Origin of the sequence: Kitasatospora sp. NPDC091335 (assembly GCF_044757205.1) — a bacterium.
In the GTDB taxonomy this organism is placed as follows: domain Bacteria; phylum Actinomycetota; class Actinomycetes; order Streptomycetales; family Streptomycetaceae; genus Kitasatospora.
The window spans coordinates 34,264-55,294 of record NZ_JBIVUM010000015.1; the positions used below are offsets into that span (position 1 = coordinate 34,264).

At 74.7% G+C, this 21,031-nt stretch carries 21 protein-coding genes; 9 read left to right on the forward strand and 12 right to left on the reverse strand.

What is annotated here, in order from left to right; translation table 11 throughout:
• Positions 1–26: 26 nt before the first annotated feature.
• The 3 genes from ACIQOW_RS27700 to ACIQOW_RS27710 all read right to left on the reverse strand — a co-directional run bounded on the left by ACIQOW_RS27700 (position 27) and on the right by ACIQOW_RS27710 (position 2,526).
• Positions 27–1,469, reverse strand: coding sequence for a CHAP domain-containing protein (locus ACIQOW_RS27700; RefSeq protein WP_401089367.1), 1,443 nt, complete (start codon positions 1,467–1,469; stop codon positions 27–29).
• Positions 1,470–1,756: 287 nt separating this feature from the next.
• Entirely contained in the window at positions 1,757–1,951 is a 195-nt protein-coding gene (locus ACIQOW_RS27705; RefSeq protein WP_188299886.1) for a hypothetical protein, read from the reverse strand.
• A 146-nt stretch (positions 1,952–2,097) separates the two neighbouring features.
• On the reverse strand, positions 2,098–2,526 hold the full coding sequence (locus ACIQOW_RS27710; RefSeq protein ID WP_401089370.1) for a hypothetical protein: 429 nt from the start codon (positions 2,524–2,526) through the stop codon (positions 2,098–2,100).
• 157 nt (positions 2,527–2,683) lie between these two features.
• On the opposite strand from ACIQOW_RS27710, the gene ACIQOW_RS27715 reads away from it, so the two are divergent.
• Positions 2,684–3,673 (forward strand): helix-turn-helix domain-containing protein, encoded by a 990-nt coding sequence (locus tag ACIQOW_RS27715; RefSeq protein ID WP_401089372.1) that lies wholly within the window; start codon positions 2,684–2,686, stop codon positions 3,671–3,673.
• Between the two features lie 119 nt (positions 3,674–3,792).
• The gene (locus tag ACIQOW_RS27720) at positions 3,793–4,392 is read left to right on the forward strand and encodes a hypothetical protein (RefSeq protein WP_401089374.1); all 600 of its coding nucleotides are present in this window, start codon (positions 3,793–3,795) and stop codon (positions 4,390–4,392) included.
• Positions 4,393–4,673: 281 nt separating this feature from the next.
• On the opposite strand, the gene ACIQOW_RS27725 is transcribed toward ACIQOW_RS27720, so the two are convergent.
• Positions 4,674–4,883, reverse strand: coding sequence for a cold-shock protein (locus tag ACIQOW_RS27725; protein ID WP_049660537.1), 210 nt, complete (start codon positions 4,881–4,883; stop codon positions 4,674–4,676).
• 355 nt (positions 4,884–5,238) lie between these two features.
• Between ACIQOW_RS27725 and ACIQOW_RS27730 the strand changes: the two genes are divergently transcribed.
• The 4 genes from ACIQOW_RS27730 (at position 5,239) to ACIQOW_RS27745 (ending at position 9,640) form a co-directional block, all read left to right on the forward strand.
• Positions 5,239–6,147 carry a S1 family peptidase gene (locus ACIQOW_RS27730; protein WP_401089377.1) on the forward strand — a complete coding sequence of 303 codons (909 nt, stop codon included), beginning with the start codon at positions 5,239–5,241 and terminating at the stop codon, positions 6,145–6,147.
• A gap of 165 nt (positions 6,148–6,312) precedes the next feature.
• Complete coding sequence (locus tag ACIQOW_RS27735) at positions 6,313–7,305, forward strand: aldo/keto reductase (RefSeq protein WP_401089379.1); 993 nt, start codon at positions 6,313–6,315, stop codon at positions 7,303–7,305.
• Positions 7,306–7,411: 106 nt separating this feature from the next.
• Positions 7,412–8,239: a DUF4253 domain-containing protein gene (locus tag ACIQOW_RS27740; protein WP_401089381.1), complete on the forward strand. Its 828-nt coding sequence runs from the start codon at positions 7,412–7,414 to the stop codon at positions 8,237–8,239.
• Between the two features lie 141 nt (positions 8,240–8,380).
• On the forward strand, positions 8,381–9,640 hold the full coding sequence (locus tag ACIQOW_RS27745) for an SLC13 family permease (protein ID WP_401089706.1): 1,260 nt from the start codon (positions 8,381–8,383) through the stop codon (positions 9,638–9,640).
• Positions 9,641–9,683: 43 nt separating this feature from the next.
• Here the strand turns inward: ACIQOW_RS27745 and ACIQOW_RS27750 are convergent, their stop codons facing one another.
• Complete coding sequence (locus tag ACIQOW_RS27750) at positions 9,684–11,489, reverse strand: beta-galactosidase family protein (RefSeq protein WP_401089383.1); 1,806 nt, start codon at positions 11,487–11,489, stop codon at positions 9,684–9,686.
• Between the two features lie 216 nt (positions 11,490–11,705).
• Positions 11,706–12,116: a winged helix-turn-helix transcriptional regulator gene (locus tag ACIQOW_RS27755; RefSeq protein WP_401089385.1), complete on the reverse strand. Its 411-nt coding sequence runs from the start codon at positions 12,114–12,116 to the stop codon at positions 11,706–11,708.
• Between the two features lie 91 nt (positions 12,117–12,207).
• On the opposite strand from ACIQOW_RS27755, the gene ACIQOW_RS27760 reads away from it, so the two are divergent.
• Positions 12,208–13,047, forward strand: a complete 840-nt coding sequence (locus tag ACIQOW_RS27760; RefSeq protein WP_401089387.1) for an SDR family oxidoreductase — start codon at positions 12,208–12,210, stop codon at positions 13,045–13,047.
• Positions 13,048–13,099: 52 nt separating this feature from the next.
• Here the strand turns inward: ACIQOW_RS27760 and ACIQOW_RS27765 are convergent, their stop codons facing one another.
• From ACIQOW_RS27765 to ACIQOW_RS27775, 3 genes are all read right to left on the reverse strand, one after another.
• Positions 13,100–14,116 carry a LuxR C-terminal-related transcriptional regulator gene (locus tag ACIQOW_RS27765; protein ID WP_401089389.1) on the reverse strand — a complete coding sequence of 339 codons (1,017 nt, stop codon included), beginning with the start codon at positions 14,114–14,116 and terminating at the stop codon, positions 13,100–13,102.
• A gap of 154 nt (positions 14,117–14,270) precedes the next feature.
• A complete protein-coding gene (locus ACIQOW_RS27770; RefSeq protein ID WP_401089390.1) occupies positions 14,271–15,209 on the reverse strand; it encodes an NAD-dependent epimerase/dehydratase family protein in 939 nt (312 codons plus the stop codon).
• A 204-nt stretch (positions 15,210–15,413) separates the two neighbouring features.
• Complete coding sequence (locus tag ACIQOW_RS27775; protein WP_401089392.1) at positions 15,414–15,620, reverse strand: hypothetical protein; 207 nt, start codon at positions 15,618–15,620, stop codon at positions 15,414–15,416.
• Between the two features lie 173 nt (positions 15,621–15,793).
• Between ACIQOW_RS27775 and ACIQOW_RS27780 the strand changes: the two genes are divergently transcribed.
• Positions 15,794–16,315 carry a peptidylprolyl isomerase gene (locus ACIQOW_RS27780; RefSeq protein WP_401089394.1) on the forward strand — a complete coding sequence of 174 codons (522 nt, stop codon included), beginning with the start codon at positions 15,794–15,796 and terminating at the stop codon, positions 16,313–16,315.
• Between the two features lie 93 nt (positions 16,316–16,408).
• On the opposite strand, the gene ACIQOW_RS27785 is transcribed toward ACIQOW_RS27780, so the two are convergent.
• From ACIQOW_RS27785 to ACIQOW_RS27795, 3 genes are all read right to left on the reverse strand, one after another.
• Positions 16,409–16,876, reverse strand: coding sequence for an RICIN domain-containing protein (locus ACIQOW_RS27785; RefSeq protein WP_401089396.1), 468 nt, complete (start codon positions 16,874–16,876; stop codon positions 16,409–16,411).
• Positions 16,877–17,352: 476 nt separating this feature from the next.
• Complete coding sequence (locus tag ACIQOW_RS27790) at positions 17,353–18,453, reverse strand: RICIN domain-containing protein (protein ID WP_401089398.1); 1,101 nt, start codon at positions 18,451–18,453, stop codon at positions 17,353–17,355.
• A gap of 82 nt (positions 18,454–18,535) precedes the next feature.
• Entirely contained in the window at positions 18,536–19,657 is a 1,122-nt protein-coding gene (locus ACIQOW_RS27795) for an alpha/beta hydrolase (protein WP_401089399.1), read from the reverse strand.
• 196 nt (positions 19,658–19,853) lie between these two features.
• Here ACIQOW_RS27795 and ACIQOW_RS27800 point away from each other — a divergent pair, with 196 nt between their 5' ends.
• Positions 19,854–20,837: a LuxR family transcriptional regulator gene (locus ACIQOW_RS27800; protein ID WP_401089401.1), complete on the forward strand. Its 984-nt coding sequence runs from the start codon at positions 19,854–19,856 to the stop codon at positions 20,835–20,837.
• The last annotated feature ends 194 nt before the right edge of the window (positions 20,838–21,031 follow it).

Below are 21,031 nucleotides of genomic sequence, written 5' to 3' on the forward strand. Positions count from 1 at the left end.
AGCGGCTGATCAGGGGGGGAGGAGCGTCAGTTGGCGAGGGTGTTCAGGTGCATGTCGCCGTTGGGCATCCCGGTCGCGGCGATGGCGTTCACCTTGCCGCCGGCGTCGGCCACGGCCGCGCCCTGCCAGTTGCCGTTGGCGAAGCGGACGTTGTCGTACACGTTGCCGTTGCTCAGGGTGACCAGGTGCAGGTCGCCGTTGGGCATCGCGGTGATCGCGGCCTGGCCGACCGCGCCGCCGGCGTCGGCGAGGGCTGCGCCCTGCCAGTTGCCGTTGGCGAAGCGGACGTTGTCGTACACGTTGCGCTCGCCCACGGTCGCCAGGTGCATGTCGCCGTTCGGCATGCCGGCCACCGAGATCGAGGCCACCTTGCCGCCGGCGTCGGCGACCGCGGCGCCCTGCCAGGCGCCACTGGTGAAGCGGACGTTGTCGTACACGACACCGTTGGCCAGGGTGACCAGGTGCAGGTCGCCGTTGGGCATCGCGGCGACCCCCGCCTGGGTGATGGTGCCGGCCGCGTCGGCCAGGGCCGCGCCCTGCCAGGAACCGTTGGCGAAGCGGACGTTGTCGTACACGTTCCCGTTGACCACGGTCTCCAGGTGCATGTCGCCGTTGGGCATGCCGACGGCCGCGATCGAGGAGATGGTGCCGGCGCCGTCGGCGAGGGCTGCGCCCTGCCAGGTGCCGTTGGCGAAGCGGACGTTGTCGTACACCTTGCCGTTGCTGAGGGTGACGACGTGCAGGTCGCCGTTGGGCAGCGCCGCGGTGACGACCTGGGAGACGTCCGCACCGGCGTCGGCGAGGGCGGCGCCCTGCCAGTTGCCGTTGGCGAAGCGGACGTTGTCGTACACGTGGTTCGGCGCGGGCGGGGTCGGGGCGGGGGCGGCGGGGCTGCCGGAGTCGGTGCCGCCGATCGGCGACACGTAGCCGCTGAGGCGCTGGCCGCCCCAGCTGTAGCCGATGGCGGAGCTGTGGGTCACTTCCTTGACCCTGGAGGTGGCGGCCCAGTTGCCGCTGGTGCCGCCCTCGTTGCCGCCGATGGTGGTGATCGTGCCGTTGCCGACGGCCGTCACGATCGCCACGTGCGCCGCGTAGCCGCCGCTGTAGTCGTACAGGACCGCGTCGCCGACCTGCGGAGTCTTGTGCAGCCCGCCGTTGTAGCGGCCGAAGTCGCCGGCCCACGGGCTCAGGCCGCGCACATCCACGCCGTTCTGCTTCCAGACCCACATGGCGAAGTCCGCGCACCAGTTCTCGGGGTTGCCGGAGGCACCGGTGCAGCTGCTGTAGTAGTAGTTGGTGCCCGCGCTGTTGACCGAGCAGGCGTTCTTGCCCACGTTGGCCTTGGCGGTGGCGGCGATGGAGGTGCCGACGCTGGCGGAGGCCGTGGAGGCGCCCAGGGCGAGGCTGAGCGGCAGGACCGCGGCGGCGGTGGTCAGCGCGGCGGCACGGCGAAGGCTGGTCTTGGACATGACATATCTCCCGAGGTGTTCGAGGGTGTGAGAAGTCGAGGGGGCGACGGCGGGGCGTCATCGGCCGCGCGCCGTCAGCGGTGCGTCGTGATCGGCGGTGCGTCGTGACTGGTGCGTCGTGAGTGGTGCGCCGTCAGCGGTGCGTCGTCGTGAAGTGTTCAGGGCCTCGCGGACCGAGGGGCCGGCGGTCCCGGAGCACCGTCGGCGGTGCGCGGAGGGACGGTCCGGTCCGGCCGGGCGGCTGCCCTGCAGGAGCAGCCGATCGGTGGGCGTCCGCGGCCCGGGGATCAGCCCCAGATCATGTTGTCGGACGGGCCGGGGGTGATCGTGGTGGCGACGGTGGCGACGGCCGGTTCGGCGGCCTCGGCCAGGACGACGCCCGCCGGCTGGGCGGGGGAGGCCTGGGCGGCGACGGCCGGGACGAGGGCGGCGAGGGCGAGGGCGGCGACCGCGGCGGCCTTGGCGGGGACGGAACGAAGCATGACGGTGTCTCCTTCTCGGATGTGACGGGCTCGGGGCTGTTCCGGTGTTCGCGTCCCGCGGTGACGCTCTCTCCGGTCTGTCGCCGGCGGTGTTCCCTGCCGACATCAACTAGCTTCGTCGCTGGTCACGGCCCATGGAAGGGGATTCAGGTGGACGGAAGCGCCCCTGGACCGTTCCGGCCAGGGCCGGCGGAACCGTCCTCACGGGCGGGGGCGGCGGGGCCGGCGGAACCGTCCACGCCGTCCGTGTCGTCCGCGCCGGCGGGGCCGGACAGCAGCCGCTCGTAGAACGCCGCGACGAGCGGCACACCCGACCCCGCCGCCCTCCAGCCCTCGAACCCGGGCACGGCCGCCAGCACCCGACCGCAGAACACGGCCGCCCGGCCCTCCGCCTCGGCGAGGGAGTCGGCGACGAGGTACACACCGAGCACCGGATCCGGGAACGCCTCCGGATGGACGACCAGGTGCTCGACCCGGTCCCCGGGAAGGGCGGCGGCCAGCAGCAGCTCACGGGCGTCGGGGGGCAGCGCGAGGCCCGGCGAATCAGGGCGCAGCGCGGTGTGGACGAGGTACATGCAACGAGCTTGCCGCGCAAGGGCGTTCGGAACATAGGAAAGGGCGAGGACCATACCGGCCCAGGCCTGAACCGTCCACCACGGCGATGGTCACGCCCGGAAGGTTGTGAAATGATCGCGCGCGGATCGAACACGGGTTCATCACGGGGGTGGGGAAATGCTGACGGCACTGGGGCTGGACAAGGTCTCGGAAACGGTCTACCGGACGATGCTCGCGCACCCGCAGGAGGGGGTGGCCGCCCTCGGCGTGCGCCTCGCCCTGCCGGAGCAGCAGGTCAGGCAGGCCCTGGACACGCTCAGCGATCTGGCCCTGCTGCGCCCGTCCGCGGACCGCGCGGGCGAGCTGCGCGCCGTCTCCCCCGAGGTCGGGATGGAGATCCTGATGGCCCGGCAGCAGGCCGAACTCGCGGCCCAGCAGTCGCGCATCGAGGCCTCCAGGGCCGCGGCCGCGCAGCTCATCGCCGAGTACGCCGACCTGCGCCCGGCCTCCGACCAGCCCGGCGTCGAGCAGCTGACCGGCCTCGACCAGATCCGCGACCGGCTCACCACGCTCACCCGGGAGGTGCGCGAGGAGGTCATGACCTTCGCCCCGGACGGCGGCCAGAAGCCCGAGAACATCGAGGCGGCCAAGCCCCTCGACCTCGACCTGCTGGAACGCGGCATCCGGATGCGCACCGTCTACCTGGACAGCATCCGCAACAGCCCGCACACCGTGGAGTACGTGAACTGGCTCGTCTCCCACGGCGGCCAGGTCCGCACCGTGGCCGCACTGCCGACCCGCATGATCGTCGTCGACCGCGCCACCGCCGTCATCCCCGTCCTCAGCGACAGCACCGCCACCGGCGCCGTCGTGCTCACCGGACAGGGCATGCTGGCCGCGCTGTGCGCGCTGTTCGAGACCGTCTGGGCGGACGCGCAGCCGCTCGGCACCACCACCCGCCTCAACGAGCACGGGCTCAGCGCCCAGGAACAGGCCGCCGTCACCCTGCTCGCGGACGGCCACACCGACGACGCCATCGCCAAGCGCCTGGGCGTCTCGCCCAGGACCGCCCGCCGCATCGCCACCGACCTGATGGAACGCCTCGACGCCCGCAGCCGCTTCCAGGCCGGGGTCCGGGCCGCCCAGGCGGGCTGGCTCACCGGCTGAGCCGGCGGCGGGCTCACCGAGCGGCCGGCTCACCGGCTGAGCCGCGCGCCGGTGCGGGGCCGTAGACGTGGACGGGGCGCCCTCTGCCGGAGCGGGCGCCGCGGCGTCAGGAGGCAGGCATGCTCAGGTTCCACGGCGCGTGGCGGATCACCGTGGTCGGCAGGAGCGCCGACTTCGACCAGCGGGTCGTCGTCCGCGGCGCGTACGGGCTGCGGGTGCTGCCCGGCCGGGTCGGCGCCGCGATCGACGTGGACGAGGAGAGCTGGACGCTGTCCCTGGAACACCACCTGTGGGGCCGCAGCTGGCAGCCGAACCTGCGCACCACCCCCGGGCCGGTCACCGAACACGACGGCCTGCGCAGCCAGCTGCTCACCAGCAACGACTGCCACTGGCCGGGCAAGCCGCTGGACTACGTCAACTTCGTGCTGCGCCTGGACCAGGCCGTCGCCCCGGCCGCCGTGCCGGTGCGCGCGGCGCGGGTGAACGAGGCGCCGGTCGGCGCGCCCGTCCAGGCCGTCCGCACCGTCTCCTCGGGCTGGCCCGAGCCGGAGCGTGAGCGCGAGTCCAGGCCGGGGCGTGAGGCGGAGCGTGAGCGCGGCACCGCCCCCGCGGCGCTGCCGCCGCGGCTGCCGTCGCCGGTGCCGTCGCCGTCGCAGGGAATGGCCGGGGAGGCCGTTCGAGCCGGTGCCCCGGCCGTCACGCCGGCCGTCACCCGGTGAGGGCCCCGCGGCGGCTCCGTACGGCCGGAAAACCGGTTTCGGCCGTTCGAAAGGCGGCCTGAGGAAATCCTTCATCCGTGCCCTGGCAGCCCGTACGAATACGGGAACAGCCGGCGGCGGCGGAAGCGTCCGCGGAAGCAGAAGGAAGAGGCCGGGCCGCGCGCCGCGCTTTACCCGTCGGCGTGCGTGGACCCGGACAAGGAACGGGGCCCGTACCGCCTGAGCGGTACGGGCCCCGTTCGCCGTGCGAAATCGAAAAAGAAATCGCTCAGCGGGATATGTCAGAGGGCGACGGGGCGAATGTTCTCCGCCTGAAGGCCCTTCTGGCCCTGGGTGACGTCGTACTCGACCTTCTGGCCCTCGAGCAGCTCACGGAAGCCGGAGGCGTTGATGTTCGAGTAGTGGGCGAAGACGTCCGGGCCGCCGTCCTCCTGCTGAATGAAGCCGAAGCCCTTTTCGCCGTTGAACCACTTCACGGTACCGAAAGCCATAGGAATTCTCCTTAGAAGGCGCCATAGACCCGCACTGCGCGGACTATCCGTCGCCGCACTGATGACCCGCCGGGACCTCAGAAAAAAAATACGCCTGCGATGGAACCAGCAGGCGCACACAGAGTCATGGGAACCAAAACTGCAACTCCTACGACCGTATCAGGCTTCGCCGTCAAACGGGAACTTCCGCTTCGCGGGTTTTGCCGGTGCCGAAAGCAGCGCGGGGACGGCGTGCGGGGCACCGGATACGGGGGATACCCCCAGGCCGGGGCGGCCTGCTGGCCGGGTGTTCCGGCCGGACGGTCCGGGGTTGGCTGGAGCCATTCGCACCAGCACAACCGAAAGGCCGTCACCCGTGCCGTTCCGCAAGACCGTCGACGCCACCGCCGACCGTACGACCGAGGCCACGACCGCCCGCACGACTTCCCGCACGAATCCCCGTACGACCGCCCGCCGCCGCCGCGTCGGCCGGGCCGCCGCCGTCACCGCCCTGGCCGCGGCCCTGGGCGCCACCGCCATGAGCGGAAGCGCCTCCGCCATCATCAACGGCCGCGACTCCACCGAGCGCTACCCCTTCATGGCCACCCTCCCGCTCAGCGCCGCGCAGCTCGCCGACGGGGCCTGCGGCGCCACCCTGATCGACCCCCGGTGGGTGCTGACCGCCGCGCACTGCGTGGTGGGCACCGAGGCCACCGGCGTCACCCTCAAGGGCACCGTGCGCATCGGCAGCGCCCACCGCGACAGCGGCGGCACCGTACGCAACGTCGACCGCGTCGTGGTCCACCCCGGCTTCGGCTTCGGGGACGGCGCCACCGCCCCCAACCACGACGACCTCGCGCTGGTGCGCCTGGACCGCCCCGTCGCCCAGCAGCCCGTCCGCATCGCCGACCGACCGGGACCGGCCGGCACCCCCACCAGGCTGCTCGGCTTCGGCACCGTCGTCGACACCACCGACTACCAGCAGATGGTCTTCCCCGACCGCCTCCAGGAACTGCCCACCCGCGTCGGCGCCCAGGCCGACTGCGCCCCCGGCTGGGCCGGCTCCACCCGCCTGTGCACCCTCAGCCAGGTCCCCCAGGCCATGGCCTGCTTCGGCGACTCCGGCGGCCCGCAGATCCAGCGCGGCCGCGGCGGCCGCTGGGAACTCGTCGGCACCACCTCGGGCCCCGGCGCCCCCGGCACGGCCTGCGCCGACGGACCCGGCCTCTACACCGACGTGCCCGCCTACGCCCCCTGGATCCGCGGCACGCTCAGCGGCCGCTGACCGGCCACGACCGGCACCGCTGGCCGGCGCCACATGACCGGTACGACCGGCACCAGGTGACCGGCACGACCGGCACCGCTGACGCCGCCAGGCCCCGCACCGCGGCCGGACCCCGCCGCGGCTAAGGTCCCAGGTGAGCACCGTCGCGCCCGAGGAGACCCCGCCATGCCGACCGACCCCACCGCCGCCCCCGCGCACCCGCACCCCGCGCGCCTCGGCCTGGGCACCGCGGCCGTCGGCCGGCCCGGCTACATCAACCTCGGGCGCGACACCGACCTGCCCGCCGACCGCACCGTCGAAGCCCTGCGCGAACGCACCCACGCCCTGCTCGACGCCGCGTACGCCGCCGGCGTGCGCTACCTCGACACCGCCCGCTCCTACGGCCGCGCCGAGGAGTTCCTCGGCCAGTGGCTCGCCGGGCACCCCCGGGCCGCGGCCGAGGTGACGGTCGGCAGCAAGTGGGGCTACACCTACACCGCCGGCTGGCAGACCGACGGCGTCGCCGCCCACGAGGTCAAGGAACACTCCACCGCCGTCTACGACCGCCAGATCCACGAGACCCGCACCCTGCTCGGCGACCACCTCGACGTCTACCTCGTCCACTCCGTCACCCCCGACAGCCCCGCCCTCACCGACCCCGCCCTGCACGAGCGCCTCGCCGGCCTCGCCGCCGGAGGCGTCCGGGTGGGCCTGTCCACCAGCGGCCCCGCCCAGGCCGACACCATCCGCCGCGCCCTCACCGTCACCGCCGGCGGCCGCCCGCTGTTCACCGCCGTCCAGTCCACCTGGAACCTGCTGGAGACCTCCGCCGCCCCCGCCCTCGCCGAGGCCCACGCCGCCGGATGGCTGGTCGTGGTCAAGGAGGCCATGGCCAACGGCCGCCTGGCCGGCCGCAACGCCACCGGCCCCGGCACCGCCGCGCTGCGCACCCTCGCCGACCGCACCGCCGCCACCCCCGACGCCCTCGCCCTGGCCGCGGCCGCCGCCCAGCCCTGGGCCGGCATCGTCCTGTCCGGCGCCGCCACCCCGGACCAGCTCACCTCCAACCTCGCCGCCACCGCCCTCCACCCCACCCCCGACGACCTGGCAACCCTCGCCGCCATGGCCGAGCCCGCCGAGGCGTACTGGCGCACGCGCGCCGGGCTGCCCTGGTCCTGACGGGAGCGGCGGGGCACCCGGCGTCGGTGCGCCGCTGTCGGTGGGGCGTTGCCGGTGCGCCGTTGCCAGTGCGGCGCTGTCGGTGCCCGCCCCTACGGTGAGCCGCATGACCGAGCACCTGGACCTCGCCGCCGCCCTCGCGGCCCTGCCCACAGCCCTGCCGCCCGGCCGACTGGTCGCCGAGGACGAGGGGCGGGAGCCGCTGATGTGGGTCAGCGACGACCTCGCCCCCGCCGGGCTGTGGGCGCGGCTGCACCGCGCCCACCCGCAGAGCGGCCTGTGGCCGCTGCTGCTCACCCCGCTGGGCCACGGCGACGACGACTTCAGGCCCTGGCTGTCCGGCGAACTGTCCCCGAGCTACGCCTCCCGGCCCGACCTCTACGACCCGGCCGCCCTGCTGCGCGGCTGGTGGGAGAGCGACGGCGACGAGGACGACGAGGACGGTGACGGCCACGCGTCCGGGGACGAGGAGGAGCCCGACGAGACCCTGGCCCCCTACGGCCGCACCTGGCCGGGCACCGCCCGCGCCGTCACCCTCCCCGCCGGCGCCGCCGGTGCCGAGGCCAGGGGGCTGGCCGACGTGCTGCGCTCCTTCAAGGACGTCCGCCTCGGCCTGGTCCGGGCCGACAGCGGCGCCGACGCCCTCGCGGTGTGCGGCTGGAGCGGCCCCCTGAACCACGAGAACGACATCGCCAAGATCGCCGCCGTGCTCGCCGACTGGGAGCGCCGCTTCGGCACCCAGGTGGTCGAAGTCGGCTTCGACACCCTGGAGTTGAGCGTCCCCGTGCCGCCCGCCACGCTCGCCGAGGCGCTCCCGCTGGCCGCCGAGCACACCGCCTTCTGCCCCGACCTGATCTTCCAGGGCGCCGGCACCCTCACCGAGTACGCCGAGCAGCTGGTGGGCGTCCACCAGTGGTCCTTCTGGTGGGACTGACCTGACCCCGGGGGGCGGAGGCGGTCCGTCTGCGGGCCGCGGGCCGCCGTGTGGCATGCTGCGCCGGGCCGCGGACCCGACCCCGTGCACACCGGCCACCGGCCACCGGCCACCGAGCACCCCCCTGCCCGAGGAGCACCGCTGAACACCGCCTGCGCCGAAGCCCTGTCCGTGGGCCTGCTGGTGCTCGTCCTGGTCTGCGCCGTCGCCAGGCCCCGGGGCTGGCCGGAGGCCGTCGTCGCGGTGCCGGCCGCCGCCCTGCTGGTGGCGACCGGCGCCGTCCCGCTGGGCCACGCGACCGCCGAGGCCGCCCGGCTCGCACCGGTGGTCGGCTTCCTGGCCGCCGTCCTGGTCCTGGCCAGGCTCTGCGACGACGAGGGCCTGTTCCGCGCCTGCGGGGCCTGGATGGCGCGCGGCGCCACCGGGCGTCCGCGCCGCCTGCTGGTCCAGGTGTTCGCCGCCGCCTCGGCGGTCACCGCTGTCCTCAGCCTGGACGCCACCGTCGTCCTGCTCACCCCCGTGGTGCTCGCCACCACCGCCCGCCTCGGCGCCCGGCCCGCACCGCACCTCTACGCCTGCGCCCACCTGTCGAACACCGCCTCGCTGCTGCTGCCGGTCTCCAACCTGACCAACCTGCTGGCCTTCACCGCCGGCGGCCTGAGCTTCGGCCGCTTCGCCGCCCTGATGACACTGCCCTGGCTGGCGGCCGTCGGCGTCGAGTACCTCGTCCTGCGCCGCTTCTTCGCCACCGACCTGGACGCCGTCCCCGCCGGGACGCCGACGGCCGGGCCGGCCCCCGCCATGCCGCTGTTCGCCCTGCTCACCGTCGCCGGCACCCTCGCCGGATTCGTCCTCGCCTCCGCCCTGGACATCGACCCGGCCTGGGCCGCGGCCGCCGGCGCCACCGTCCTGGCCGTCCGCGCCCTGGCTCGCGGCCACACCACCGCCACCACCGTCGTCCGCTCGGCCAACCCGCCGTTCCTCGCGTTCGTCCTGGCCCTGGGCATCGTCGTGCGCGCCGTCGTCGACAACGGACTGGCCACCGGCCTGGCCCACCTCGTCCCCTCCGGCACCACCCTGCCCGCCCTGCTCGCCACCGCCGCGCTGGCCGCCGTCCTCGCCAACGTCATCAACAACCTGCCCGCCACCCTCGCCCTGGTCCCGCTGGCCGCCACGGCCGGGCCCGGCGCCGTCCTCGCCGTCCTCCTCGGCGTCAACATCGGCCCCAACCTCGGCTACGCCGGCTCGCTGGCCACCCTGCTGTGGCGCGGCATCGTCCGCGACCACGGCGTACCGGTGGACCTGCGCCGCTTCACCCGCCTGGGCCTGCTCGCCGTCCCCGCCACCCTCACCGCCGCCGTCCTGGCCCTGTGGGCCTCGCTGCGCCTGATCGGGGCCTGAACGGGGGCCCTGTTCGGGCCCGAGTGTGCAGGCGGGTGGTGCCTCAGTACTCGGAGCTGGGGGCGGCCGTGACCGGTCCGAGGTCCGGTTCGTCGCGCAACTCCACCGCGGTGCCGTGCCGTTCGAGTTCCAGGACGACCAGCTCGTTGGGGCCGGCGCGCCACAGCGGGGCGGGGGCGTAGAGGGTGTGCTGGGGGCCGGCGGCGCAGTGGCGGCCGAGGAGGAAGCCGTTGAGCCAGAGCAGCCCGCGGCCCCAGCCGGGCAGGGCGACGAACGCGTCGGCGGGGGCGGGGAGGTGGGCGGTGAAGCGGTGGAAGGCCGGCTCGCCGTCGCCGGCCCTGGTGCCGGTGTTGTCGCCGTCGTCGGTGAAGCGCAGGGCGGACAGGTCGGTCAGCGGCAGCGTCCGGATCTGCCAGTCGAAGAGCCGCTGGTGGCCGTGCGAGACGCCGCGGGTGATGCCCTTGCGGTCGTCCATCTGCGGGCCGTAGTTCACCCGGCCGAGCGCCTCGACCAGGATGTCCAGCACGACGCCGTCGGGTCCGGTGGCCAGCGGCAGCGTCGCGCCGGGGGAGTTGCGCTCCAGTACCCCGAGCGGGCGACCGTCGGCGAAGACCTGCGCCCGGTCGGCCAACCCGTCGATGCGCAGCGGCAGTTCGGGTCGGCCGGCGGGTACGCGGGTGCGGTAGTGGATCAGCCCGCGGTCCTGCCCGACCCGTTCCATCGGCAGCGGCGCGGCGTGCTGCCGGGGCCGCGAGAGCGCGTCCAGCCCGTCCAGCAGCGCCGCCCGCCCCTCGGCCCGCTCCAGGCGCTGCGGTGCCACCCGGGGTACGGGGGCGGGCAGTTCGCCGTCCGGCAGGGGCAGGTAGCGGCCGATGACCTCGCGCAGGGCGTGGAACTTCCCGGTCAGCTCGCCGGCCTCGCCGATCGGCGCGTCGTAGTCGTAGCTGGTGACGGTCGGCTCGTAGCCGGCGTCCAGCGGGTGGGCGCCGGAGTGGTTGGCGCCGGACCACAGGCCGAAGCTGGTGCCGCCGTGCGCCATGTAGAGGCTGACGGAGGCGCCGGTGGCGAGCAGCTCGTCGAGCGAGGCGGCGGTCTCCTCCGGGTCGCGCACGTGGTGCGGCAGGCCCCACTGGTCGAACCAGCCGATCCAGAACTCCATGGCGGTCAGCGGGCCCTTGCCCTGGTGGCGGCGGAGCACCGCGAGGCGCTCGGGGGCGCGCGAGCCGAAGGTCACGGTGGCCAGCTCGCCGGGGATGGCGCCGCCCTGCTGCATGGAGTCGTGGGCGCCGTCGGTGGTGAACAGCAGGCAGTCCACGCCGCGGCGCAGCAGGCCGTCGCGCAGGTGGGCGAGGTAGCCGGCGTCGTTGCCGTAGCTGCCGTACTCGTTCTCCACCTGCACCGCCACCACCGGCCCGCCGCGGCTCGCCAGCAGCGGCAGCAGTTCGGGCACCAGCGCGTCGAACCAGCCGTCCACCTCGGCCAGGTACGCCGGGTCGGCGCAGCGCAGCCGCAGGCCGTCCACCGCGAGCAGCCGGGCGGGCAGCCCGCCGAACTCCCACTCGGCGCAGATGTACGGACCGGGGCGCAGGATCACGTCCAGGCCCAGGCCGGCGGCCAGCCGCACGAACCGGGCCACGTCCCGCCAGCCGGTGAAGTCCACGGTGCCGTCGGGCAGTTCGTGGAAGTTCCAGGGGATGTAGGTGTCCACGGTGTTCACCCCCAGCGCCCGCACCCGGCGCAGCCGGTCCTCCCACAGCCGCGGGTGCACCCGGAAGTAGTGCACCGCCCCGGCCACCACCCGGTGCGGCACCCCGTCCCGCACGAACCCGTCCGCGTCGTACCCGAGCATGCGCACACCTCGCCGTCCCGTCGGAGCCCTGGCGCTGTCGAGCCTAGCGAGGAACCCGCCGTACGGGCCGGTGGCGGCCGCTCACGTGTCGTAGCCGCCGGTCCACGGCGGATCGGAAGAGTCGGCCTTCCCGAGGGAGGACTCGTGGTCTTCGACGACCTCTGACGGCGGCGGGCGGCGCCCGAGCCTCACCGCGCCGTAGGTGCGGTCATGCGGTCATGTGGTCAAGGGGCCGGCGGCCGGGGGACTTGCGAGTCCGGGCCGTCCGCCCGGCGGGAGGCGTCGGGTGATCCGGTCGAACAGCTCCGTCAGCGGCTCGCCCACCTCGTGGCCGAACTCGGTCAGGCCGTACGTGACCTGGGGCGGCGTGGTCGGCTCGACCTTCCGCCAGAGCAGGCCGTCCCGGACCAGTACCCGCAGGGTCTGGGCGAGCATCTTCTCGCTGATGCCGTGGATGCTCTCGCGCAGCTCGAAGAAGCGCAGGTCGTTGCTCCGCAGGGAGATCAGCACCCAGACGCCCCACCTGCTGGTGACGTGGTCGACCATGTCGCGCGCGGGGCAGTCGGTGTGAAACACGTCATACCGGCCGCCCGCCTCGGTCCCTCTGTCCTGCACCCCTCCCACCATGCCATGAGCTTACCTCCAGGTATGTCCTTACCCGGAGTCAGCCCGCCCTCCTAACGTCGGAGCCACCGAGAACATCTGACGAGGAGTGACCATGATCGTGGTGACCGGAGCGACCGGGAACATCGGCCGGCCGTTGACGCGGGCGCTGACCGAGGCGGGGCAGCGGGTGACGGCGGTGTCGCGGCACCCGGCGGCGGTGCCGGACGGCGCTCGCCATCTGGCGGCCGACCTGGCCGGGCCGGCCGAGCTCAGGCCCGCGCTGGCCGGGGCGACGGCGCTCTTCCTGCTGCTCTCCGGCGACCTGCACGCCGCCGGGGGCGACCCCGCCGACCTCATCGGCGAGGCCGCGGCCGCCGGGGTCCGGCGGGTCGTGCTGCTCTCCAGCCAGGGCGTGGTGACCAGGCCCTTCGGGCCGACCCGGATCGCGATGCGCGAACTGGAGGACACACTGCGGGAATCCGGCCTGGAGTGGGCGATCCTGCGGCCGGGCGGCTTCGCCTCGAACGCTCTCTGGTGGGCCGATTCCGTCCGTGCGCAGGGGCTCGCCGCCGCGCCCTTCGGCGATGTCGGCGTGCCGGTCGTCGACCCGGCGGACATCGCGGCGGTCGCGGCGGCCTGCCTGCTGGACGACCGGCACGCCGGCGGCGTGTACCAGCTGACCGGCCCCGAGGTGATCACGCCGCGCGGGCAGGCGGCCGCGATCGCCGACGCGCTGGGCTCGCCGGTGCGGTTCCACGAGCTCACCCGCGCCGAGGCCAGGGCTGCCATGAGCCGGGCCATGCCGGCGGAACTCGCCGACGACACCCTGGACATCCTCGGCGCACCCAACCCGGCCGAACTGCGCATCAGCCCGGACGTCCAGCGGGTCCTCGGCCGCGCCCCGCGCCCCTTCTCCGCCTGGGCCGCCCGCAACGTCGCCGCCTTCCGCTAGCACGGGCCCGGGGCCTGTCCGATCCTGCGAACGATGCCGCGCCGCCGCGGCGTCAGGCCGGGGGCCGGCCGAGGGTGGGGAGGTGGTCGGCCATGAGGAGGGCGACCAGTTCGCGGCGGGTGCCGGTGCCGGTCTTGTGGAGGATCGCGGTGACGTGCTGCTGGACGGTGGGCACGGTCAGGTGGAGGAGGGCGGCGATGTCCTTGGTGCTGGCGCCGCGCACCGCGTGCAGGGCGACCTGCTGTTCGCGCGGGGACAGGCCGTGGGCGAGCAGGGCCAGGGGCAGGCGCTGGGCGGGGGAGACGGGGGAGGCGACGACGGCGACGCCGCCGCGGCGGCCGTCCAGCGGGGAGGCGTTCAGGGCGAGCCACTGGCCGTCGGGGGTGCACACCCGCACCTCCGCCGGCCCGCCGGTGCGGGCGGCGTGGCGGGCGACGGTGAGGAAGCCGCTGGGCACCCCGCCGGTGTGGGCGGTGGGTTCGGCCATCCGTCCGATGAGTTCGCGGGCCGCCGCGTCCGTCGAGCGCAGCCGCCCGTAGCCGTCGAGGATGGCCACGGCCGGGGCGTGTACGGGCTGGGTGCCGCGCAGGGCGGCGAGGTGGGAGCCGCGCAGGGCCGCGCCGATCGGGGCGGCGACGCGTTCCGCCAGGCGCAGGTGGGGCAGTTCGTAGTGGCCGCGGGCGCGTTCGCGCATGAACGCCGCCGAGGCCCAGCGGCCGCCGCCGAGGTCGAAGTTGATCCGCAGTTCGTCGCCGTAGCCGCAGGGGTGGAGCAACTCCCGGTAGCGGACGCTGCGTTCGGGCCGCCCGTCGGTGGCCCGGCCGACGCTCTGGGCCAGCCGGCCGGCGGTGCGGATCGCGGTGAAGGTGGTGGCGTCATCGCCCTGGAGCTCCAGTTGCACGGCCTGCTCGAACCGGGCGGGGTCGAGGCCGTCGGCGACGGTGGAGACGGGGAAGCCGGTGACCGGGTCGTTGCCGTGCCAGCAGCCGCCGTCGAAGCCGAGCGGGCCCACCAGCAGGGTGTGCAGCTCGCGGAACAGCTCGGCCGCGGGTATCAGGGAGGCCGACAACTCCCGGATGGAAAACAGGACTTCACGCTCGACATCACGTCGTTTGGCCACGGACGGAATACTACGGAAGTCGGGGACCGGTGTCCGGTGAACGGATGGAGTGGGGCGGAGAGGCCCGCCACGGAAGCAGCGGCGGCGGGCGGCCCCGCGCCGGCTACGCCCGCTCGCGCCACCAGGCGACCGTCGCCCGCAGCTGCTCCTCCAGCGGCGTGGCCCGGACCGTGAACGCCGCCTCGTACGCGGAGCAGTCCACCGTGAACGGCCGGTCGAACTGGTAGCGCACCTCCCGCAGTTCGCGCAGCAGCGGGTTGACCAGCCCCGCCACGGCGAGCAGCGGCGCGGGCAGACGGCGCACCGCGACCGGTCCGCCGCCGGCCTCGGCGGCCAACCGGCCGGCCATCGCGCGCACCGACAGCGGCGCGGCGGTGGGCACGTGCCAGGCCCGGCCCCAGGCCCGCTCCTCGCCCGCCAGCTCGGCCATCGCCCGGGCCACGTCCGGCAGGTAGGTCCAGCTGTGCGGGGTGTCCGGGTCGCCGAGGGTGGCGACCGGGCGGCCCTTCAGCAGGTTCGGCATCACCCGCGCGGCCAGGTGGCCGCCGTCGGTGACGCCGGGGCCGAAGAAGTCCGAGGACCGCACCTCCACGGCCCGGATCCGTCCGGCCTCGTGCAGCGCCCGCGCCTGCTCCCAGGCCGCCGCCCGCACCCGCCCCTTGGGGCCGGTGGCGGCGAGCGGCAGGTCCTCGGTCATCGGGCCCGTCACCGGCCCGTAGCCGTACAGGTTGCCGAGCATCACCAGCACCGTGCCGCTCTCCTCGGCCGCCGCGCACAGCGAGGCGGTCAGCGCGGGCCACAGCCGGGTCCACCGCGGCAGTGGCGGGGCGGCGCAGCCGTGGACGGCGGCGGCGCCGCGGGCGGCCCGCGCCAGCCGTACGGGGTCGGACGCGTCCAGGGCGAGGTGCTCGACGCCGGGGACGGCCGCCCCGGCGGGGCGCCCGGTGCGGGTGACGACCCGGACCTCGTGGCCCTGTCCGGCCAGCAGGCGGGCGGTGGCGGCCCCGGCGGGCCCGTGTCCGACGACCAGGTGGAAGCTCATCCGCCACAGCGTAGGGCCTGCGCCGACCGGGCTGGCGCGCGTGGGGGTGGGGCGGGCCCGGGCGGCGGATCCGGCCGCGGGCGCGGCGGCGACCGACGCCAGGACACGGGGCTGGCAAAGGCCCGCGCCAGGGACGAGGCCGCGACGACCAAGCCCGGTACGGGCAGCGGCACCGGCAGCGGTGGACACCGCGGGGCCTGCGGCTCAGCTGCCGTCCCCGCCGTCCCCGCCCTCTCCGCCGCTGTTCGTCCGGCGGGGCTGGCGCTGGTAGCCGCGCACGGCCTTGCCGGCGCCGATGGTGAGGGCCGCGACCGCGCGGGTCCAGCGGGGCCCGCCCCGGTCGGCCCACACCACGCAGCCGCACCCCGCGACGACCAGGGCCAGCACTCCGATCAGAACCGCACCGACCATCACGGCCACCTGCCCCTTCGTCCGACGTTCTCCCTGGGTACGACGTGTGGATCGTCCCACCCGGTTCGGCCGCGGGCCCGGAGGCTGTGCCAGGATGCCGTAGCCGAACGGCCCTGATCATCGCACCGGTCGCCCAGGCCGCACCCGTCGCCATCCACCCGAGGAGTCACCCCGTGGCCACTGCCCGGTTCGCCACCCTGCACACCACCGCGGGCCCGATCCGCCTGGAGCTGTTCCCGTTCCACGCGCCGAAGACGGTCCGCAACTTCGCCGAACTCGCCGAGGGCACCCGGGAGTACACCGACCCGCGCACCGGCGAGCCGGGCCGGGGCCCGTACTACGACGGCACGCTGTTCCACCGGGTGATCAAGGGCTTCATGATCCAGGGCGGCGACCCGACCGGCACCGGCACCGGCGGCCCGGGCTACGAGTTCGCGGACGAGTTCCACCCGGAGCTGTTCTTCACCAAGCCGTACCTGCTGGCGATGGCCAACGCCGGCCCGGGTACCAACGGCTCGCAGTTCTTCGTCACGGTGGGCACCCCCGCCCACCTCAACCGCCGGCACACCATCTTCGGCCAGGTCGCCGACGCCGCGTCCAGGGCCGTGGTCGACGCGATCGCCACCGCGCCCACCGAGGACGACCGCCCGGTCGAGGACGTGGTGATCACCTCGGTCGAGATCGGGCACTCCTGACCCGGGTGGCGTCGGGCCCCGGGTTCCGAGGAGCCGGGCGTCACCGGACGGCGCGGGGGCGCCGTCCGGCGGAGCACGGGGCCGGCGGGACCGTCACACCGTGCGGATCACCCAGCGGGACGCCGTCGAGATGGTGGGCTGGAAGCCGACCTCGGCCCCGACCGTTCCGTTCGCGTCCAGGTACTTGCCGCTCTTGTTGTGTTTGATGGACTTCGGACTGCCGGACGTGGTCGTCCACTTCTGGTAGTCGCCGCCGTTGCACGGGTGCGTGTAGACGTCCGCGCCGTTCCCGTCGAGGCAGTGGCCCGAGGCCGGGTTCTTGAAGACGCCGCCGCTGATCTGCCACACCTGCTTCGCGCTGCGGTCGCAGCTGCCGAGGACGACGTTCCCCGGGTCCGTCCTGGCGTCCACCTGGAGGCAGGCGCTGGTGTTGTTGGCGTTGGCCACCTCGTAGTACGTCACCGCGTGCGCCGGGGTGGCGCCGCCGACCAGCAGCGTCGAGCTGAAGGCGATCGCCGCACCTGCACCGGCGATCCGAGTGACGTTTCCCTTGGATTCCACGATTGATCCCTTCGCGTTCGGTTCGGCCGGGCGGCGCGTGTGGTCGGCGCGTGTGCTCGGCGAGCGAGACGCGCAGGGCCGCGCAGGGGGCGCTGCCCGCCGTGGTCCGGCTGGTGCCGCGGTCCGGGACCGAGGGGCGAGGGGCGAGTGGTGGGACGGTGCTCCCTCGGCAGGCAGGACATGCTGCGGCACCCGTATGCCGTCCATCCTGCGGGGCGGCGCCGCTCACCGCTCGTGGTGGCCGGGGACGTGCGGCCGACCGGGTGGAGGCCGGGGAACGGCACGGGAAACCGGCCCTGCCGCCCGAGCCCTCCGCGGCCACCCGCTGCAACCACCCCCTCTGCGGCCTCCCCGGCCGTCCGCGCTGCGGCAGCCGGTGCCCACGGCGCGGCTCCCGTGGTGAGGGGCCTGGTCCGGGCGGACGCGGGGCCGCCGCCCGGTGAAGCACGGGCGGCGGCCCTGGAGTTGACGTTGCGTCAGGAACAGCTGGTGAACGTCGCGCTGGTGTTGGCGATGTAGAGGGTGGCGCCGGCGGTGGGGTCGGAGCTGAGCGGCACGGTGATGGTGTCCTCGGCGGTCCACGGGATGCCGTGGGCGTCGAAGGTCCAGGTGCCGGTGACCTTGCGGGCGACCTTGGCGAGCGTCACCCAGCCGTACTCCTGGGGCGGGACGGTGACGGTCACGCTGTTGTTGACGCTCCGCGACCCGTGCCACTCGTTGGTGTAGTGCAGCGTGGAACTGATCGTCGCGGTCAGGACGTTGCCGGGGGCGCCGCCGGTGATGGACGTCGTCATGTCGCCGCCGATGCTGTTGGACCAGCCGCTGTCGTCGTTGACCGAGAAGGACTGCTGGACGGTGCCGCTGGTGTTGTTGAACCAGACGGCGGAGGCGCAGGCGCGCGGCAGCGGTGCGGCCGGGGCCTCGCTCACCGTGGTCCAGGAGCAGCTGGAGGGGTCCTTCTGGCACTGCTTGGCGCCGTGGTCGACGGCCAGGTTGCGGGCGGCGAGCGGGAACCCGGTGGACCACTGCTGGTTGGCGGTGCCGTTGCAGGTGTACTGGTCGGTCCAGGCGTCGTCGTAGTTGCCGCCGAGCAGCAGGTCCAGGCAGGTGTTGTCGCCCTGGTGGCGGATCATGAACGCGTCGCCGCCGCCGGACACGGGCTGGAAGTACCAGCGCTGGCTGGCCTGGCCGGCGCAGGTCTGCTGGCGCAGCGCCGGGGTGAGGAAGGCCAGGTCGATGCACTTGCCGGTGTCGTTGTTGACGATGGCGAAGGAGGAGTCGGCGGGGTTGACGCTCAGCCGCCAGGACTGGTGGTAGCCGGGGGCGGAGTTGGTGACGATGTAGGCGCCGTCGCCCATGGTGCCGTTCTGGACGTCGAGTTGGCGTCCGTTGCTGAGCGACTTGATGGTCAGGCACTGCTGCGGCGTGGTGCAGGCGGCGACCGGGGCGGGCGCGGCGGCGGCACCGCTCGCGGAGGCCGGGGCGGCCAGGCCCAGGGCGGCGCAACAGCTCACCAGGAAGGCCGCGAGCAGGCGCGGCCAGGAGGCCGTACGGCCGGGGGTCGGGGTGGCGGGCAAGGGGGTGTCCTTTCATCGGGGGTCGGGGGAGAGGGGCGGGGCGCGCGGCTCGGGGCGTGCGGCTCGGGGCGGGGTGCGCGGCTCAGGGCGCGGCGGCGAAGGCCGCCTCCAGGCGCGGGACGTAGTCCACGAGGTCCTGGGCCCAGCAGCCCGGGGTGTGGCCGCCGTGGCAGTCGGCGCCCCAGCCGGTGCCGTCGCCGTAGTCGACGTAGTGGTGCGGCAGGCCGAGCGCGTCCAGGCGCTGCTTGACGCGCTTGGCGGTGCCCTCGGCCCAGAACTCCATGTCGGAGGGGCTGTTGTTGCCGTTGCCGGTGTAGACGGCGATGCCGGTGCCGGCCAGGCGGGCCAGGCGGGAGGCGGGGTCGGCGGCGTTCCAGCGCCAGTCGGCGCCGAACACCGGGTACGGGCTGCCGAAGATCGCGTCGCTGGAGACGGTGGGCCCGAAGTCCAGGGCGCAGGGGTGGCCGTCGCTGGGCCCGCACAGCACGGTGCCGGCGTTGGTCAGGGTGGCGACCACGGCACCGCGGATGATCATCTCGTCGGTGGACAGGTCGTTGGCGCCGGACATGGTGAGGACCTGGCCGAACAGGTCGGGGCGGTCCTGGGCGTAGTGCAGGGCGCCGAAGCCGCCCATGGACAGCCCGCCGACGGCCCGGTGGGCGCGGTCGGTGCGGGTGCGCAGGTTGGCGTCGACGAACGGGAGGACCTGGGTGAGGTGGAAGGTCTCCCAGTTCTGCGCGCCGGCGGCGGTGTTCTGGTCGAGCCAGTCGGCGTACCAGCCGCGCAGGCCGCCGTCCGGGATGACGGTGATCATCGACTGGGCGGCGGTCAGCGCGGGGTAGGCCAGCGCCGGGCTGCTCGGGTTGTCCGAGGCGCCGTGCAGGAAGTACAGCACCGGGTAGCGCTTGTCCGGCCGGGCCGCGTAGTCGGCGGGCAGCAGGATGCGGATGGTGTGCGGCCCGGCGACCTGCGCCGTGGTGACGGTGACGACGAAGTTGGTGGCGCTGCCGGTGGCGGCGCCGGTCTGGGTCAGTCCGAAGCCGTCGGTCAGCGGCGGCGGCCCGTCGGCCCCGGCCCGTACGGCGGCGGGGGCTTCGGCGGCCGTGGCGGCCATGGCGGGCGCCGCGGGTGCGGCGAGCGGGAGCAGGCAGGCGGCCAGGGCGGCGAGAGCCGCGCGGGCGCGCCGGAGCCGGACAGGGGTCATGGGCGTCCTCGGCCTCCTCGGCCTCCGGGGACCCGAGGCCTTCGATGATCTGACTGATCACCGACAACTCTTGCGAGTGGCCCCGCCGGACGCCAGAGCACCGTGGCGGCGCACCTGCGCCACTGGCGCATGTGCGCCGCCGGCGTGGGTAGCCTCCACCGGCCCCGCCAGGGGCGCCCGACGACAGGGGGGCTTCGTGCACGACGTGCTGGAACCGGAGTCCGAACGCGGACGCGTCTACCACTGCCTGGTCGGCCGGCCCCGGGCCCGCGTCCCCGAACTGGCCAGGGAGGCCGGCCTGGACGAGGAGGCCGTCCTCGCCGTGCTGCGCGACCTCGCCGACGAGGGCGTCGCGGTCGCCTTCGACACCACCGACAGCGCCGACGACCGCGACCACGCCTGGGAGGCGCTGCCGCCGGCCCGGGTGGTCGAGACGGTGCTGCAACGCGACGCGCTGCGCCAGGCCACCGTGCGCCGGGCCGGCGCCGAACTGGAGCGCCTCTACCGCTACGCCCGCCGCGACACCGGCAGTTACGGCGCGCTGGAGGTGGTCGAGGACCCGGCCGAGGTGCTGGCCGCCAGCCGGAGCCTCCAGCTGGCCGCCCGTCACCAGGTGCGGGTCATCGACGTGCCGCCGTACTCCGGCAGCCCGGCCCACTACCTCGACCAGGAGGTGCTGCAGCGGCGCCGGATGGCCGCGGGGGTCGGCTACCGGGCGATCTACCAGGGCTGCGCGTTCCAGGACCCGGTGGCCGGGCCGAACATGGCGCGGATGGTGGAGGCGGGGGAGCAGGCCCGCACCCTGGACGAGCCGCCGCTCAAGCTGGCGATCGGGGACGACGACCTGGCGATCGTCACGCTGCCCGCCGACGACGGGCCCGGCGTGGTCTCGCTGCTGGTCCGGCCGTCGGGGCTGCTGAACGCCCTGACGGCGGTGTTCGAGACGCTGTGGCGCCTGGCGGTGCCCGCCTCGGTGGCCGGGGTCGGCCCGCACATCGACGAACGCGACCGCCGCATCCTGACGCTGATGGCCGGCGGGGCCACGGACGACGCCATCGCCCGCCGGCTGGGGCTGGGGCGGCGCACGGTGGTGCGCCGGGTGTCCGTCCTGCTGGCCAACCTGGGCGCCACCACCCGCTTCCAGGCCGGCGTCCAGGCGGCGCGGCGGGGCTGGCTCTGACCGGGCGCCGGGCCGGGGCCCGGGCACGAGCGCCGGGCCGGGGTCCGGTCACGAGCGTCGGGGCTCCGGCGAACCGGAGCCCCGACGCTCACCTGACGACGCCTCGGCTCACGTCAGCACGCGTACCCGCTGCCGCCGTCCGGGAGCAGGCTGTCCTTCAGCGCGTGCGGCGGCCGGGCCGGGAGTCTGTGAAT